The organism is Paenibacillus sp. GYB003 (genome assembly GCF_036577625.1).
Taxonomy (GTDB): Bacteria; Bacillota; Bacilli; order Paenibacillales; family NBRC-103111; genus Paenibacillus_AB.
In genome coordinates, this window is record NZ_JARBDC010000034.1 from 1 (window position 1) to 15,856 (window position 15,856).

Here is a 15,856-nt window from a genome sequence, read left to right on the forward strand (position 1 = left end):
AAATCGGCGAAGCGGAGCGCCGGTCGCAGGAAACGATCGACCGGTACCGCGAGGCCGAGCAGCGGCTGCGAAGCGAAAACGAACGGCTCGCGAAGCAAAACGAACAGCTGGCCGAAGCCGTAGAAGCGCTGCAGCAGGCGGAGCGGGAGCGGGCGGAGCGAGCCCGCCGCACGTGGACGATCGTTTGGACCGCGATCGGCCTCGTCGCCCTTTATTTCGCGCTCGCCCGGCTGTTCCGGCTTATGCTGCGAAGCAAGCAATCGCGAATTTAACCGAAGGGGGAGGCGCATGGAAATCCGTTCCGACAGCTTGTCCGGCATGCCGCATCCGTCCTGCGCGGAGCTTCGGCTGGAACGCGGCGACGCCCTGCACGTGCTCCATCCCCAGCAAATCGTCGCGTTCCGCGGAGGCTCGGCGCAGCGCGAAGACAAGCTGATGAACCTGCAGGGCATGTACCGCAAAAAGAAGCTGGTCCGTTCCAGGCTGACCGGACCGGCAACGGTGCTCGTCGCCCTTCCCGGCGGCTATACGCTCCACTGCCTGACGCTGGCCGGAAACGAAAACCTGCTGTTCGAGTTCCGTCATTTGCTCTTTTATACCGAAGGCATCGAGATGAAAAGCGTCATGCAAAGCTTCAAGCATATGATCGCGACCAAGGACGTCACGCGCATGAAATTTTCCGGCGAAGGGACGATCGGCATTATGGCGGCGGGGCCGCTCGGCACCTGGCCGCTCGACCCGGCCGTTCCTTCCTACATCGATACCCGCTCGCTGATCGCTTACCCGCAGGAAGCGTCCGTCGATTTAAGCGTGTACGGCAACCATCTGGCCAGCCAGCACATGCAGTTTCAATGGAAAATGACGGGCGCCGGAAACGCGCTGCTCCAGCTCGGACGGCCCGATTCCCGGCTCGAGCAATTCGTCGGCCAGGACAGCCTGATGAAGCGGCTGCTCCGGGAAATCGTGCCGTTCGGCGGCGTTTGGTTCAAATGACGTTCGGATGCATAAAGCTTCGGATCGAAGCCTACCGATGATGTAACATTCCTTATCGATCAAAAAGCCTCGAGGTTCTCCCATCCGGGACGCCCGAGGCTTTTGTCGCATACGCTATCGTACTATCGTTCGAGAGCCGTTCAACGCTCCTGAAGCTCCGTAATCGGCACTTTTTTGGAAACGCGCGAATCGTTTTCCGGGTGGACGGTCGCCACCCCGCTGTATTTGTCGAGGCTGTCGATCCAAACCGGCTCTCCCTGCCACGTCACTTCGATTTTGTCGTTGGACAGTATAATATGCTGGGCGCGATCGTAATCCATGCGCAATGTCCCCTTTCTTCATCGATTCGAATCCGTTTACGACTCGTCTTCAACCCGTTCGTTCGGCATCGTATCGACCGACGTTTCCTCGATCAGCCCGTTATGAATCGTGACGGTGCCGCCTCCGAGTCCTTCGTTGATCATCCGGTCGACGTCCATGTCGTATTGCTCGCGTCCTTCGTGATCGGGATCGACCTGCCGCCGCTCGTCCATGGCTTCTCCCTCCTCTCGCTCGTACTACCCGTATAGAATGTCCAAGCGTCCGAAGAAGCATACGACGAGCCGCTTCGTCATAGAGTAGCAGATGGAAGGCAGGTGTAGAACGTCCGCTTTTGGTGAACACTTTTAGGTAGAAAACCCGGAACGAGAAGGCATCATTCGGATCAATCAATCGGGGCGCGGCAGCCGCCGCGTCGACCAAGGGAGGAACCCGGTCATGCATACGATTTGGAAAGGCGCGATCAGCTTCGGTCTTGTCCACGTGCCCGTCAAAATGTTTTCGGCTACCGAGGATAAGGACATCTCCATGAAATACATTCACAAAGATTGCGGAACGCCGCTTTCTTATGTGCGGACATGCCAGCATTGCGAGCAGGCCGTCGAGTGGGAAAACATCGCCCGCGGCTACGAATACGAGCCCGGCCGCTACGTTTTGTTCGAGAAGGAAGAGCTCGACAGCTTGTCGGAAGCGAACAAGGAAATCAAAATATTGGATTTCGTCGATCTGAAAGAAATCGATCCGATCTATTTTCAAAAAACGTACTATCTCGCTCCCGGAGATACCGGCGCGGGCGCGTACAGCCTGCTGCTCGAAGCGATGCGGCAAACCGGCAAAATCGGCGTCGCCAAAGTGTCGATCCGCTCCAAAAGCAGTCTGGCCGCGATTCGCATCATCGGGGATTGCATCGCGATGGAGACGATATTTTACCCGGACGAAATTCGTTCCATCGCGCAGGTGCCCAATTTGCCGGAAAATCCGAACGTGAACGACAAGGAGCTGACGATGGCGAAAATGCTGATCGAGCAGTTGTCGACGCCGTTCGAGCCGGAGAAGTACAAGGACGATTACCGCGAGAAAGTGCTCGAAATGATCCAGCAAAAAATCGCCGGCGAAGAAGTGCGGATCGCGCCGGAGGCGCCGAAAACGAACGTGGTCGATCTGATGGCCGCTTTGCAGGCGAGCCTCGAGGCGGTCAAGCCGGCCAACGTGGTGCCGACGGAGGCGGCCGGTTCCCCGGCGAAGCCGAAAGCGAAACCGCGGAAAAAAGCGAAGGAGGAAACCGTCTCGTAATCGCCGGCGGCGCCGGATCGGGGCGGGACGGCGAACGGCGCGGCCACCGCGCCGCCAACCTTATGCCGCAACGCAGAACAAACGCCCGGAGGGTCGAACCATGGAAATGAAGCCGATTATCCCGTTCGAGCCGGTCCGCGCCGAACGGGTTCCCGCCGGGCCGAATTGGGTCGCCCAAATCAAATGGGACGGCGTCCGCATGCTCGCCTATTTCGACGGGAACGAAACCCGTTTGTGGAACCGCAAACGAAACGACCGGACGGCGCAGTACCCCGAATTTGCCGACGTTCGCACATACTGCCGGGCCGATTCGGTCATCCTCGACGGGGAGATGATCGCGCTGGACCAGGGCAAGCCGTCCTTCCACGAAATTATGAAGCGGGACCGGCTGAGCGCCCCGGCCAAAATCGCCCAGGCCGTCTCCCGCGTCCCGGTCACCTACATGATATTCGACGTCGTCTACTTCAACGGGAATTGGACGTACGGCATGCCTCTCGAAGAGCGTCAGCGGCTGCTGGAGCAAATCGTCGTCCCCGGCGAGCGGGTGCAGCTCGTCCGCAACGTGCCGGACGGCGAGGCGCTCCTCGGCGTGATGCGCACACACGGCATGGAAGGGATCGTTTGCAAAAATTTGTCGAGCCTTTACGCCCTGGACGGCAAAGACGACCGCTGGCAAAAAATCAAGCTGTTCCGCGATTTGTACGCCGTCGTGGGCGGGGTGACGTACCGCGGCAAAATCGTCAACGCCCTGATGTTAGGCTTGTACGACGAGGGCGGCAATCTGTTCTATATCGGCCATGCCGGAACGGGAAAAGTGACCGCGGCGCAATGGGAGCGGATCACCCGCCGGGCGGAAACGATGCGCCTCGCCGCCAAGCCGTTCGCGAACGAGCCCGAGCGGAGCAAGGAAGCGCATTGGATTCGGCCGGAGCTCGTCGTCAAAGTGCAATATTTGGAATGGACTCCTTACGGCTTGCTCCGGCATCCGAGCATCCAGTCGTTTCTCGAGGCCGACAACCCGAAGGAGCTGTGCGCGCTCGGTCAGCTGTACGAAAACTAGAAGAGGTGACAGGCGATGGCGACGGCCATGAAAGGCTCGGTAACCGTGGAAGGCCACGAGATCACGATCACGAATCCGGAAAAGCTGCTTTGGCCGGAGCGGGGCATTACGAAGCTGATGTATTTGGAGAAGCTGCTCGGCCTCGCGCCGTATTTGCTGAAATATTGCCGGGATCGCCATCTGACGACGATCCGCTTTCCGAACGGCGTGCACGGGAAGTCGTTTTATCAAAAAAACTGTCCGGAGCCGATCCCGGAGTTCGTCCGCCTCGCCCCGCTGGACGGCATCCAGTACGTCCATCTCGATTCGATTCCGACGCTGCTGTGGCTCGGCAATTTGGCCTGCCTCGAGTTTCACGCGTCGTTTCACCGGATCGGCTCCACGCTGCCCGCCGAATGGCTGATCGACATCGATCCGTCGCTCAATTACGAGCCGCGCATCATGAAGGCGGTCCACCTGATCGGCGAAGCGCTGGACAAAATGAAAATCCAGGCCGTGCCGAAGACGTCCGGCGCTACCGGCGTACAGCTGTACATTCCGATCGCGAAGCCGTACACGTTCGAGCAGCTGCGCAAAATCGGCCATTTTCTCGGCAAATATTTGACCCAGCAATATCCGAAGCTGTTTACGATCGAGCGGCTCAAAAAAAACCGCGGCGACTTGATCTACGTCGATTACCTGCAGCACTGGTACGGCAAAACGCTGTCCAGCCCGTATACGCCGCGCGCCCGCGAGGCCGCCTCCGTTTCCGCGCCGCTGGAATGGAGCGAGGTCGAGGCCGGCGCCGATCCGCGGGACTTCCACTTGCTGAACATGGAGGAGCGGCTGCGCGCGAAGGGCGATCTGATCGAGCGGACGCCGCCCCAATCGCTCGATCACGTGCTTTCGTTCATCGGCGGCTAACTAGCCGCATTTTTCGTTGTCGCCCGAACATACGTGCGCTATACTGGATCTATAGCCTATTTTCCGATAGGAGGAAGTTCCGATGGCGGACAAGTCCGGCAAAACCCCGATGAACGTGAAGGAGCAGACCGGCGGGTACGAGAGTTTAAACCGAAAGGCCGCCTTTGCCGGAACGGATGTCGCCTCCGTTTCGACAAGGGGCAGCCTTTTTTGCATCCCGACGAACGAACGTCAATCCGCCGTTTTCTTCAAGCTTTCCAATTCCGCCGTCACCCGTTCGATCATGCCGACGAACGAGGACAATTCCGCCGAGCTGCTCGCCTGCTTTTTCGCATGCGCCGCCGTTTGCTCCGACTCGGTCCGGACGCGCTCCAGCTTCGCGCCGATCCCTTTCAGCTTGCCTTCGATTTGCACGAGCGCCTCCTTCGAGCGGGCCGCGAGCTTGCGCACTTCGCCGGCGACGACGTCGAACCCCCGCCCGTGCTCGCCCGCCCGCGCCGCCTCGATCGCCGCGTTCAAGCCGAGCAGATGCGTCTGGTCCGATATTTCCTGCATCAGCTCGCCCATCCGGTTGATTTGCCCGATTTCGGACGTGAGCTCCTTGACGAGCTCGTTCGCGTTTTCCTGCGACTGCGCCGTACGATGCGCCGTTTCCGCGACGGCCTGGCTGCTCTCGCCGAGCTCGACCATCATCGCCGCCAGCTCCTGAACCGCCGTCGTCGCGGTGTTCAAAATATCCTGCTGCTTCTCGACGAGCCGCTCGACCTTCCGCTTCTCGTCGCGCTCGTACGCTTCCAGCACGAGCTGGGAGTCGAGGTTGAACATTTTGGACAGGGCGAAGACGATCCGCTGCCAATCGTCCGGCGTCGCCTGCCGGAAATAATCGGTCGCCAAATTCAAATAAAGCATATAAGTGCCCAGGTACCAGTCCGTCGTCAGCCCGACGCGGGAATGAATTTCGCCGATCTGAATACGTCTCGCGATATAGTCCTCGTCGACGACGCCCGATGCGAGCGACAAAAAGTACCAATGCTGGGTTTGCTTCAGCCGTTCGAGCGTGCTGTGCTTCCGGATCAGGTCCGTCAGCTCGGGCTGCTCCATAATCCGCTCGTACAGCTCGTCGACGAGCCGGCCGACGATTTGCTCGAATTGCGGCTTGCTCGCCTGCAGCAGCTGCAGATCGGCGTCGGTCAGCCCGATATAGTCGATCTGCTTCTTCCTTGCTTCGTTCAATGCGATCATGAGATCCCCCCTGAAGATGTCGCGCGGACTACTGTCATCATTCGACACAAATCCGGATTATCCTTCCAATTTTCCAGGGAAGAACCGACAATAGTTGCATAATCGGCCAAGAAAAAAGTCGGACTTTCCGCCTGGGCCGTTTAAAACAACGGCGCGAGCATCCGTCCGACCGATTCTTTCAGCCGCTGGCATTTGGAGCGCTTTTCGAACTCGGCCTGCTTCATTTCTTCGCTGTCCTGCAAGTCGGCCATAAAGTCGTTCTCCAGTCGCATGATCGTACTTTTGTCGTACAGGACGGCCACAATTTCGAAGTTGCTGAAAAAGCTGCGCATGTCCATGTTCGCCGTGCCGACGGTCGCCAGCAGTCGGTCGACAATGAGCGTCTTCGCGTGCACGAAGCCTTTCCGGTACTGGTAAAATCGCACTCCCGCCTGCATCAGCTCCTGGACGTACGAAAGCGACGCCCAATGGACGATTCGCGAATCCGGCACCCCCGGCAAAAGGATGCGAACGTCGACGCCGCTGACGGCGGCCGTCTTCAGCGCCATGGCGATGCTCGGGTCGGGAATGAAATAAGGCGTCGTCACGTAAATGCGGCTGCGGGCGGCCGCCATCGCGCCGAAAAACACTTCCAGCACGGCGTCCCACGGAGCGTCCGGGCCGCTCGCGATCAGCTGCACCGTCCGGTCTCCGCCGCAATCGTGCACGGGGAAATAGGCCGGATCGACGAGCGTCTTGCCGCTCGCAAACGCCCAGTCGGTCGCGAACGTGTGCTGCAAATAGTAAACGCTGTCCCCTTCGATCCGAATATGCGTATCGCGCCAAAACCCGAGCTTCGGGTCCTCTCCCACATATTCGTCCCCGATATTGATGCCGCCCAAAAAGCCGACCTTGCCGTCGACGACGACGATTTTGCGATGGTTCCGGTAATTGATCCGTTTGTCGAAAAAAGCGATCAGCGGCGGCAGGAAGCTGTGCACCTCGACACCGGCCCGCTTCAATTGCCGGGTGTAGGCGCCGCTCAGCTTGTAGCTGCCGACGCCGTCGAACAGCAGCCGGACGGCGACCCCTTCCGCCGCCTTGCGGATCATCAACTGCTTGAATCGTTCGCCGATCCCGTCGGCCCGGACGATGTAAAACTGGATATGGATAAACCTCTCGGCGTTTTCCATCGCCTGCAATATCGCGTCGTACGAATCATGCGCATTGTTGTAAATGTCCACGCAGTTGCCGGGCATAATCGGCGAGCCCGGAATGTTGCTGAGCAGGCCGAGCAGACGGTGCTCGCCGTAAATGTCGCAGCGGGCGATCGCGTCGCCGGGGTCGGCCTTCTTCGCCTTCATCCGCAGGGCGCGGCGAATTTCGCCGATTACCCGCCGGTCTTTCCGCTTCATTTTTTTGCGCTGCGTATATTCTTTGGCCAAAAAGTAGTACATGACGAAGCCGATGATCGGAAAGATGAACAGGATGGACATCCAGGCAACCGCTTTGGCCGGGTTGCGGAAATCCAAAATCAATATGGTGGCGATCTGAAAAATAAACAGCCCGAGCGCAACTACGAGCCACACCACGAAGGCAGCACCTCCCCGGACGAACGTCTTTCGGCACATCGAGCCGGCCGAACGGCAAGCATGTTCTAGCTTTTGCCGGCCCGCTCCGGGTTATGCGCCCGTCCGGTTCAAGCGGCGTTTCGCTCCGGGCGGCGAGTCCGCCAAACGAACCAGATGGCGGCGATCATGATGATCGTCGCCGTCAGGCTGCCTTCGGCGCCGAACGTGCCGCCCGACCAGATCGGCGATCCGTAGGGCTCGGTGTCCACGGGCGAGACGACTTTCGTACCGGACACCTCGTAGCCGAATACGTTGCCCTGCACGTAGTTCCACGTCCAGTGCAAACCAATCGGCAGCCATAGCGAGCCGGAAGCTTCCCGGCATACGCCGAGCAGCACTCCCGCGACGAAAATATTGATCAGCGGCAGCGGCTGCTCCAAAGCGCCCGGATTGAAGGCATGCAGCAGGGCGAACAGGATCGACGAGCAGGCGATTCCCGCCGCCGCGCCGAACCGATCGCGGATTAACCCCTGAACGTACCCGCGGCTGAACAGCTCCTCGTTCAGCGAGACAAGCGCGAACAGCAGCAAGTAGGCGGCCATATCGCGCCAAACCGCCCCGTCGGCGCGCGCGGCTTCGATCCGGACCGTTCCGAAGGCGAGCATGATAAGAAAGATGGCCGTCATCAGAACGACGCCGATGCCCATGCCGCGAGCGAGATCGGCGACGGCCCCGCGCTTTTTCCAGCCGATCGGCCAGCCCCGCTTCCGCTCGAACAGCGCGTACATGATCGGAACCGCGGCGATGAACCCGACCCCTTGGGCGATCATCGAGCCGAACGTGAACAGCGGGTCGTTCAGCAGCCGGTCCATCGTCATCGCCTCGACGTTCCCGTACCGGACGGCGATCATCGCCGCGACCGGCACCATCGCGACAAGCGTGAGGACGAACGCGAGGACGAACGCCAGTACAAGCTTGCCGGCCGCAGCCGCGATTCGCATGAAATTGTTTATAACGTTCACCGCCTTTACTCTATTCATTTCCATTTTTGCATATGGAAGCAGCGATGAAAACCGTTGAATAATATTTAATTTTGCTGTATATTTATGCAAAATAAGCGGCAAAGGACGATCGCCTTGTACAAACATATCGAAGAAATCGCTTTGAACAGCTGGCCCGCCGAGCATACTTTGCTCATGCGGGGCTGGATCGTCCGCTGCGCGGGCGGCTACACGAAGCGATCGAACTCCGTCAGCCCGCTGTACGATGCGCCGGGGCAAGGACGGCAAACGGACGAACTCATCCATGCTTGCGAGCGGTTTTACGCGGGACGGGGGCTGGATACGATTTTCAAAATAACGCCTTTCGTCCGTCCGACCGACATCGATTCCATCCTGGAACGCCGGGGCTATCGGTACGCGGACGAATCCGAGGTCCGGCTGCTCGACCTGCGGAATGCGCCCGCTCCGCAACGATCCGCCTCCGTTTCGGAGGAGTGGGACGACGCCTGGCACGACGGAATGGCCTCGTGCAACCGGCTTTCGCCCGCCCAAATCGCCGTATCGAGGCGAATGCTCCGCGGGTCGGTCATGAAGCAGGCTTTGTTTACGCTCGTCAGCGGCGGCGTTCCGGTCGCCTACGGGCTTGGAGTCGTTCAGGGCGATTACGTCGGCCTGTACGATATCGTGACGGACGCCTCCTGCCGAAGGCGCGGATTCGGGGAACAGCTCGCGCTGAACATTTTGCAATGGGGGAAACGGAACGGGGCGACCCATTCGTATTTGCAGGTCGTGCGGCAAAACGAAGCGGCGGTCCGGCTGTACGACAAAATCGGCTTCCGTCCCGTCTACCGGTACTGGTACCGGATCAAGGAGCGCATTGGCGAGTAGCGCGGCGCGCTCTCGTCTTCCGCAGGATGCAAAAAAGCGGACATAAAGGAAATCTTGCCGATATTCCCCCTCCTGTCCGCTTTTCGTCACTGCGCCGTTCAGAGCCGGGGATGGCGAAGCGTCGTCCAATCCCGGCCGGAAAGCTGCTGCGTCTCCGAAAACGGGATGTCGACCTCGAACCCGTCCTCCGTTTCGTACCGATTCGTCCGCGGATTGAACACGCTATGGCCGATCGTGCCGCCTTCGATGTCGAAGCGGACGATCCGGATGCGCCCGTCTCCGCCGTTCGGGGCCTCCTGCCAGTTTTGAAACGATTGAAACACGAGGTTGCCCTCGTCCCCGCGGTCGATCCGGTAGCTGACGTGCGCCGGAACTTGATGGCCGGAATAAACGGCGATCAGGTTGCCGTGCTTGCGAAAGCATTTTTGCCACAAATCTTCGCCGTCGTTCGCCCCGTGCGCGCCGGGATACGTCTTCGGATTGTGCGCGTCTCCGGGCTTGCTTCGCTCGCCGTGTATGTACATATGACAGTGCGTGACGACGATCGCCCGGTGATCCGGATATCGCCGCAGGACGTCGTCCGCCCATGCCAAAACTTCGTCCCTCGGCCCGAATTCCAAGGCGAGCACAAGAAAGGGCGTCCCGTCGACGTTCAGACGCGCATACACGTTCTCCGCGCGGTCTTCCTCGAACGACCCGCCGAACCATTCCGCGCCGGCGTACCGATGCGCGCCGAAAAAGCGGTTGAACATCGTCAAGCTTCTGTCGTTCGCCAGCAGGTTGTCGTAGTCATGATTGCCCGGGGCGATCAGCAGCGGAATTCCGCGCCGTTCGATCAGGCCGAGAGCGTTCCGGGCCAGCTCCCATTCCCGCTCCGAGCGGGCGCCGCTGTCGACGACGTCGCCCAGGTGCAGCACGGCGCGAATGCGCAGCGGCCCGGCTTGTTCGGCAATCCAGCGGGTCATCGCGGCGAACGACTCCGGATGATGCTTCGCCATAATCTGGGTATCCGGAATAACGACGAACGAAAACGACACGGTTCATCACCTCGCGATTTATTTCGATCCAACCTGATCGGTTCTTGCATTTCACGTTAAGACTAGCGGCCGCGCGCACCGCTGTCAATCCATTTGCCATTGATTTAAACGGAACCGGTTTTATGCTATAATTTGCCAGGGAACACGCGTTCCTCCGTGCCCGGAATCGCGGGCGGCCGATTCGGTACGGACCGGCTCCGCCGATTTCGGCGCACAAGGCATCGTTCGTATGATATGGTAGACGTATGACGACCCCCATTTCCCAACCGAAGGAGCGTATCCGTTCATGCCATTATCCGACATTCGCCGACTCGCCGCCGAGGTGAAGCAAAACATCGGCAGCGTGATCGTCGGCAAAGAAGACGTTATCGATCATCTGCTGATCGCTTTGATCGCCTCCGGCCACGTTTTGCTGGAAGACGTGCCGGGCACGGGCAAGACGCTGCTGGCCAAAGCGATGGCCAAATCGCTGAGCGTCTCGTGCAAACGCATTCAGTTCACGCCGGACCTGCTCCCCTCCGACCTGAGCGGCATTAACTTTTATAATCAGAAGGAAGGCGAGTTCCAGTTTCGGCCGGGCCCCGTCTTCACGAACATTTTGCTGGCGGACGAAATCAACCGGGCGACGCCGCGGACGCAGTCGAGCCTGCTGGAATGCATGGAAGAACGCCAGGTGAGCATCGACGGCGAAACGCGGCCGCTCGCCCGGCCGTTCATGGTCATCGCCACGCAAAACCCGGTCGAAAACCAGGGCACGTTTCCGCTGCCGGAGGCGCAGCTGGACCGTTTCCTGCTGAAGGTACGCATGGGCTATCCGTCGCGCGAGGACGGCGTGAACATTTTGAAACGGTTCAAGCAGGACAATCCGCTGTACCGGTTGGAGAGCGTCGCCGGCGCGGACGAACTGATCGCCGCGCAAAACGAATACTCGCACGTAGCCGTGCACGACGAGCTGCTCGACTATATCGTCCGGCTCGTCGAGAAATCGCGCAGCCACGCCGACGTCGCGCTCGGGGTCAGTCCGCGCGGCAGCCAGTCGCTGCTCAAAGCGGTGCAGGTGCGCGCCATTTTGCAGGGACGCGATTACGTCCTGCCCGACGACATCAAGGCGATGGCGAAGCCGGTGCTCGCCCACCGGCTGCTGCTGAAGCACGCGACCCGGCTGAAGGACAACGCCGCGGAGTCGGTCGTCGAGCAGCTGCTGCACGAGGTGCCGGTGCCGACGGAAGCCGTCGCCCGGCAAGGGTAGCCGCCATGAGCGTGCATTGGCTGCTGTTCGTGACGGCGATCGTGCTGTACGCCCAAGGCAAGCTGTACCAGTGGACGGCGCTGCGGGGCGTGACCTATAAACGGCAATTCGACGTGCGTTCCTGCTTTCAAGGCGAGGAAGTCCAGCTGATCGAGGTGATTTCGAACCGCAAGCTGCTGCCGCTGCCGTGGCTCCGGCTCGAATCGCTCATGCAATCGGGCCTGCGGTTCGGCAGCCAGTCGAACTTGGACATATCCAGCGGCGAGCTGTTCCAAAACCATCGAAGCTTGTTCAGCCTGATGCCGTACACACAAATTACGCGCAGACACCGGGTTCGCTGTCTGAAACGGGGCTGCTACGACCTACAGTCGGCCACGATGACGTGCGGCGATCCGCTCGGCCTGTTCGTCACGTTCCGGACGCTGCAGTTCGACCGGCAGACGCGGCTGCTCGTCTACCCCGAGCGCATCCCGCTCGGCGACATTCCTCTGCCGTCTCACAGCTGGCAGGGCGACGTGACGGTGAAGCGCTGGATCCTGGACGATCCGTTCCGCATCGCCGGGGTACGGGAGTACCGGTACGGCGATACGATGAATACGATCAATTGGAGCGCCACCGCCAGGAGCGGCTCGCTGCAGGTGCACCGGCGCGATTTTACGGCCGACCATCGGATCATGATCATGCTCAATTTCGAAATTACCGAAACGATGTGGGGCGCCGTAACGATTCCCGAGCGGATCGAGAAAGGGATCGCCTACGCGGCGGCCATCGCCGACTGGTGTTTGTCGCAAGGCATCGACACCGGCTTCGCCTGCAACGGCCCCGTCGTCGATCGGCCGAAGCAGTCGGTCCGCATCGCCCCTTCCGGCGGGGACGCCCATCTGCTCGACCTGTACGAAACGATGGCGATGCTGCTGATCGAACGAAGCGAAGACTTCGCCGAATTTCTCGAATACGAGCTGCTGCAAAATACGACGAACACCGATTTCCTCGTTCTGACGTCGTTTGTGAGCGAGAAAATGGAACGCCAGTTCGAGCGGCTGCGGCGAAACGGCAATGCGGTGCAGGTCATCCCGCTGACCGACGCCCCGCTCCCGTCTTACGGCCCGGACGATGCGGCGTCCGCGGAAAGCGGCGAACCGGGCGACGCCGGAGCGGCCGAACCGAAAGGAGCGTGACGTCCGGATGATCCACGCGAAACGGATCGTGCTCGCCTGGCTCCAGAGCTTGACGGAGCTGCTGCTTTATTTTCCGATGCTCGTCGCCGTGCATGTCGTCGTGCCGCACATGATTCCGGCGTTTCCGCTGTGGCTCGCCGCCATGTCCGGCTTCTACACGCTCGGCTATGCGTTCCATTACGCCTTCCCGTCGGTATGGCGGTGGGCCGCGCTGCTCCTTCCCGTCGCCGCCGCCGGCTGGGCCGCTTGGTCCGTCTCCGGCCGCACTTCGTTCGTCATTGCGGCCAATTTCGTCCTGTGGCTGTTCGCCTGGGTTCGCGGCCGGCAAAACCGGCTGTGGGGCTGGGACAGCTCGTTTCCGAGCGGCCTTCTGTGGATCGGCCTGATCGGCTATTTCGCCGCTTCGTTCCTGTATCCGCGCATTCACGCGACGATGCCTTACGCCCCGTGGGTGACCGGCTTCGGCGTCGCGGCGCTCGCCTTGACGCTGTACCGGACGAACGCATTGACGCTGAAGACGGAGTCGCTCGACGCGGACGAAGCGAAGCGGCCGCAAGTGAGCCGGGAAACGAAATGGCGCAACCGCACCCTTGTCGTGGCGATGTTCGCCTTGATCGTGCTCATCGCGGCGCTTCCGGCGATCGCCGGAGCCGTCCGGCAAGCCGTCGACTTTTTGGTGCTCGGCGCGATCAAGCTGTTCCTGAAGCTGATGGGCGGGGCCGACAGCGGGCCCATCGAACGGCCGCCCCAGGAGCCGGCGCCGCTCGAGCCCGAGCTTGCGCCGCCTTCGGAGGCCGACGCCTTCATCGATAAGCTGTTTTATTTCATAGGCGTCCTGCTCGTGCTTGCTTTGGCGGCGTGGCTTTTGTACCATGTAAGCAAGTATGCGGGGAAATGGTTCAGGCAGTTTCTCGATTGGTACGGGGAGCGGATCGAAGGACCGCAAGCGGGATACGTGGACGAGAAGGAATCGCTTCTCGGCGGCAAAGAATGGACGCGCCAGCGCACCCGCGAGTGGAAGGAACGATGGTCGGGCTTGTTTCGCAAAGAGCCCGGCTGGGACGACCTGCCCGACAACCGGGAACGGGTCCGCCGCGCCTACCGCCTCCTGCTGCTCAGGCGAATGGCCGCCGGCTACAAGCACGAGGAGTCGCGCACCCCTCGCGAAACAAGCCGGGAAATGAACCGGCGCGCCCCGCTCGGCAAGGAGGAGTCGGCGGTCATTCCGCTGTACGAGGAAGCCCGTTACGGCGGCAGGGCGATCACCGACGAAGAGGCGGCCGCGATTAAACGTCTATTCGACGGCAAATGATCGTTCGATAGCAGCCGGAAGCGGACGAGAAGCGCGGAAACGACGCCGAGGGCGGCTCATCGGCCGCGGCTCGACCGAAGCCTTGACGACAACACGATACAAACTGGGAGGATCGCGATGGAACTGACTGCGGCCTACGAGACGTACCGGCGGCTCCTGTTCTCGATCGCCTATCGGCTGCTCGGCCGGGTCGCGGAAGCGGAGGACGTCGTGCAGGACGTATTCGTCTCGCTTCAGGCGGCCGACCGGGAGAAGATTGACGATATGAAGGCGTTTCTGAGCCGCGCGGTGACGAACCGGTGCTTGAACATATTGAAGTCGGCCCGAAGCAAACGGGAAGTATATCCGGGTCCGTGGCTGCCCGAGCCGCTGTATGCCGTCTCCGAAGGCGACGAGCCGTCGCGGCGGCTGGAGCTCGGAGACGAGATCCGCTACGCGTATCTTGTCATGCTGGACCGGCTGTCCCCGCTGGAACGCGTCGTTTACGTGCTCAGGGAGGCGTACGCCTTCGAATACGAGGAAATTGCCGGAATGATCGGCAAGACGCCGGACAATTGCCGCAAAATGCTCAGCCGCGCGCGCGCCAAGCTGGGGCCGGACGCCGTCGCCGCCGCGCCGGACGAAAAGCGGCGGACCGCCGCCGAGCAATTTATCGAAGCGCTGCGGCGCGGCGATATCCCGGGCGCCGTCGGCCTTCTGTCCGATCAAGTCGTCATCGTCACGGACGGCGGCGGCAAAGTCCGGGCGGCGATGCAGCCGATCGCCGGGATCGCGCGGGTCGACGCTTTCCTCGCCGGCATTGCGGCCAAGCGGGTGTTTGCGCTCGGCGTCGCCCCCGCCTCGGTCAACGGCGAGACGGGCATGCTGGTGAAGCGCGAAGGGCTGCCGGCCGCCGTATGGACGTTCGAGCTCGATCCCGCTTCGGGGCGAATCGCGCGCATTTACGCGGTGTACAACCCGGATAAGCTGCACGGCGAATAAAGCGGCGGCGTGAAGCCTTTGACAACCGAACGAAAATAGCGGACGCCGGCGTCCGCTATTTGTGCTTGTTTCGTCGTCCGCGCCGGTGTTCGGCCTCCCCCGTCGGCAGGCTGATACGATTCTTATTTACTGGCCGTCGCGTACTTACCGAGAACGGACTCTTTTTCAAACCGACACGCACGGATCCCGGGGAGGGAACGGGGATCAGGTCCGGCGCTGCCGGTGAACCGCGTTGTCTTATTCGATTTCGGCATCACGACACGACTCCAAAGGCGGGCCGTCAACGTTCAACGTTTCGCCTTAACCCCCATCCCTCCAATCTTCCCCGCGAGCCCGTTTCGACTCCCCTTCGCTTCTTCCGGTTATAGGCTTACGGCTAACGAATCGAACGATCGTTATCGGGGCTACATACGGAGGTTTGAAATTGTAACGAATTCTAATAACGTTATTACCCGCGAATCGGATCGTTTTCTTGCCGTTTCGGCTCGATCACGATATACGGATTCGTAAGCCTCGAAGCACGATCGTTTTTCCGCCGATAAGCATACTACGATTCGTTCCATCGGCCGACACGGATCCCGGCTGCCGGGCAATCCCTAAATTCCCAGGAAAGTACCGTGCGGGGACGCGCTCGCTCTCCTTGGGCATACTGCCGCATGGATCGGCGGCCGGTGCGGCGGGCGGTCGTCCGCAGCCGTTGTTGGCGACTGCCGCGGCGGCGGCGCCATTTCCGGCGCCTCCGTAATCCGCAGCCCCGGATAACTTCCTTCATTACGAAAAGCCCTTCTTCGGCGCAACCAACCAGCGGTCCTTCGGGACGCTTGTTTCGCCTAACTGTTCTTCGGGTTAAA

The 15,856-nt window shown here is 60.7% G+C and carries 15 protein-coding genes and 1 pseudogene; 10 read left to right on the top strand and 6 right to left on the bottom strand.

Features of this window, described 5'->3' with window-relative positions; all coding sequences use genetic code 11:
* Both PV407_RS12335 and PV407_RS12340 read left to right on the top strand, forming a co-directional pair.
* Positions 1-272 (top strand): annotated as a pseudogene (locus tag PV407_RS12335) (hypothetical protein); the annotation flags it as partial.
* A gap of 16 nt (positions 273-288) precedes the next feature.
* Positions 289-993 carry an AIM24 family protein gene (locus PV407_RS12340; protein ID WP_332090228.1) on the top strand — a complete coding sequence of 235 codons (705 nt, stop codon included), beginning with the start codon at positions 289-291 and terminating at the stop codon, positions 991-993.
* Positions 994-1,133: 140 nt separating this feature from the next.
* On the opposite strand, the gene PV407_RS12345 is transcribed toward PV407_RS12340, so the two are convergent.
* Together PV407_RS12345 and PV407_RS12350 are read right to left on the bottom strand one after the other, a co-directional pair.
* Entirely contained in the window at positions 1,134-1,313 is a 180-nt protein-coding gene (locus PV407_RS12345) for an H-type small acid-soluble spore protein (RefSeq protein ID WP_332090229.1), read from the bottom strand.
* A 36-nt stretch (positions 1,314-1,349) separates the two neighbouring features.
* The gene (locus tag PV407_RS12350; protein WP_332090230.1) at positions 1,350-1,526 is read right to left on the bottom strand and encodes a hypothetical protein; all 177 of its coding nucleotides are present in this window, start codon (positions 1,524-1,526) and stop codon (positions 1,350-1,352) included.
* 223 nt (positions 1,527-1,749) lie between these two features.
* On the opposite strand from PV407_RS12350, the gene ku reads away from it, so the two are divergent.
* The 3 genes from ku to PV407_RS12365 all read left to right on the top strand — a co-directional run bounded on the left by ku (position 1,750) and on the right by PV407_RS12365 (position 4,567).
* Positions 1,750-2,604 carry a non-homologous end joining protein Ku gene (ku, locus tag PV407_RS12355; RefSeq protein WP_332090231.1) on the top strand — a complete coding sequence of 285 codons (855 nt, stop codon included), beginning with the start codon at positions 1,750-1,752 and terminating at the stop codon, positions 2,602-2,604.
* 100 nt (positions 2,605-2,704) lie between these two features.
* Positions 2,705-3,664, top strand: coding sequence for an ATP-dependent DNA ligase (locus PV407_RS12360; RefSeq protein WP_332090232.1), 960 nt, complete (start codon positions 2,705-2,707; stop codon positions 3,662-3,664).
* A gap of 15 nt (positions 3,665-3,679) precedes the next feature.
* The gene (locus PV407_RS12365; RefSeq protein WP_332090233.1) at positions 3,680-4,567 is read left to right on the top strand and encodes a DNA polymerase domain-containing protein; all 888 of its coding nucleotides are present in this window, start codon (positions 3,680-3,682) and stop codon (positions 4,565-4,567) included.
* 231 nt (positions 4,568-4,798) lie between these two features.
* Here the strand turns inward: PV407_RS12365 and PV407_RS12370 are convergent, their stop codons facing one another.
* The 3 genes from PV407_RS12370 to PV407_RS12380 all read right to left on the bottom strand — a co-directional run bounded on the left by PV407_RS12370 (position 4,799) and on the right by PV407_RS12380 (position 8,381).
* Positions 4,799-5,809: a globin-coupled sensor protein gene (locus PV407_RS12370; RefSeq protein ID WP_332090234.1), complete on the bottom strand. Its 1,011-nt coding sequence runs from the start codon at positions 5,807-5,809 to the stop codon at positions 4,799-4,801.
* Positions 5,810-5,949: 140 nt separating this feature from the next.
* The gene (cls, locus tag PV407_RS12375) at positions 5,950-7,380 is read right to left on the bottom strand and encodes a cardiolipin synthase (protein ID WP_332090235.1); all 1,431 of its coding nucleotides are present in this window, start codon (positions 7,378-7,380) and stop codon (positions 5,950-5,952) included.
* A gap of 107 nt (positions 7,381-7,487) precedes the next feature.
* Positions 7,488-8,381, bottom strand: a complete 894-nt coding sequence (locus PV407_RS12380; protein ID WP_332090236.1) for a CPBP family intramembrane glutamic endopeptidase — start codon at positions 8,379-8,381, stop codon at positions 7,488-7,490.
* A gap of 114 nt (positions 8,382-8,495) precedes the next feature.
* Here PV407_RS12380 and PV407_RS12385 point away from each other — a divergent pair, with 114 nt between their 5' ends.
* The gene (locus tag PV407_RS12385) at positions 8,496-9,248 is read left to right on the top strand and encodes a GNAT family N-acetyltransferase (protein WP_332090237.1); all 753 of its coding nucleotides are present in this window, start codon (positions 8,496-8,498) and stop codon (positions 9,246-9,248) included.
* Between the two features lie 98 nt (positions 9,249-9,346).
* Here PV407_RS12385 and PV407_RS12390 read toward each other — a convergent pair whose 3' ends face one another.
* Positions 9,347-10,285: a metallophosphoesterase gene (locus tag PV407_RS12390; protein ID WP_332090238.1), complete on the bottom strand. Its 939-nt coding sequence runs from the start codon at positions 10,283-10,285 to the stop codon at positions 9,347-9,349.
* A 286-nt stretch (positions 10,286-10,571) separates the two neighbouring features.
* Here PV407_RS12390 and PV407_RS12395 point away from each other — a divergent pair, with 286 nt between their 5' ends.
* The 4 genes from PV407_RS12395 (at position 10,572) to PV407_RS12410 (ending at position 15,005) form a co-directional block, all read left to right on the top strand.
* Positions 10,572-11,534: an AAA family ATPase gene (locus tag PV407_RS12395; protein ID WP_332090239.1), complete on the top strand. Its 963-nt coding sequence runs from the start codon at positions 10,572-10,574 to the stop codon at positions 11,532-11,534.
* 5 nt (positions 11,535-11,539) lie between these two features.
* The gene (locus tag PV407_RS12400; protein ID WP_332090240.1) at positions 11,540-12,712 is read left to right on the top strand and encodes a DUF58 domain-containing protein; all 1,173 of its coding nucleotides are present in this window, start codon (positions 11,540-11,542) and stop codon (positions 12,710-12,712) included.
* 7 nt (positions 12,713-12,719) lie between these two features.
* Positions 12,720-14,024, top strand: coding sequence for a DUF4129 domain-containing protein (locus PV407_RS12405; protein ID WP_332090241.1), 1,305 nt, complete (start codon positions 12,720-12,722; stop codon positions 14,022-14,024).
* Positions 14,025-14,141: 117 nt separating this feature from the next.
* Complete coding sequence (locus tag PV407_RS12410; protein ID WP_332090242.1) at positions 14,142-15,005, top strand: RNA polymerase sigma-70 factor; 864 nt, start codon at positions 14,142-14,144, stop codon at positions 15,003-15,005.
* Positions 15,006-15,856: the final 851 nt, after the last annotated feature.

What these genes read in the sequence shown, in the direction of transcription:
- PV407_RS12340 (WP_332090228.1), top strand. Translation starts at nt 289, where the DNA reads ATGGAAATCCGTTCCGACAGCTTGTCCGGCATGCCGCATCCGTCCTGC.
- PV407_RS12345 (WP_332090229.1), bottom strand. Translation starts at nt 1,313, where the DNA reads ATGGATTACGATCGCGCCCAGCATATTATACTGTCCAACGACAAAATC.
- PV407_RS12350 (WP_332090230.1), bottom strand. Translation starts at nt 1,526, where the DNA reads ATGGACGAGCGGCGGCAGGTCGATCCCGATCACGAAGGACGCGAGCAA.
- ku (WP_332090231.1), top strand. Translation starts at nt 1,750, where the DNA reads ATGCATACGATTTGGAAAGGCGCGATCAGCTTCGGTCTTGTCCACGTG.
- PV407_RS12360 (WP_332090232.1), top strand. Translation starts at nt 2,705, where the DNA reads ATGGAAATGAAGCCGATTATCCCGTTCGAGCCGGTCCGCGCCGAACGG.
- PV407_RS12365 (WP_332090233.1), top strand. Translation starts at nt 3,680, where the DNA reads ATGGCGACGGCCATGAAAGGCTCGGTAACCGTGGAAGGCCACGAGATC.
- PV407_RS12370 (WP_332090234.1), bottom strand. Translation starts at nt 5,809, where the DNA reads ATGATCGCATTGAACGAAGCAAGGAAGAAGCAGATCGACTATATCGGG.
- PV407_RS12395 (WP_332090239.1), top strand. Translation starts at nt 10,572, where the DNA reads ATGCCATTATCCGACATTCGCCGACTCGCCGCCGAGGTGAAGCAAAAC.
- PV407_RS12400 (WP_332090240.1), top strand. Translation starts at nt 11,540, where the DNA reads ATGAGCGTGCATTGGCTGCTGTTCGTGACGGCGATCGTGCTGTACGCC.
- PV407_RS12405 (WP_332090241.1), top strand. Translation starts at nt 12,720, where the DNA reads ATGATCCACGCGAAACGGATCGTGCTCGCCTGGCTCCAGAGCTTGACG.
- PV407_RS12410 (WP_332090242.1), top strand. Translation starts at nt 14,142, where the DNA reads ATGGAACTGACTGCGGCCTACGAGACGTACCGGCGGCTCCTGTTCTCG.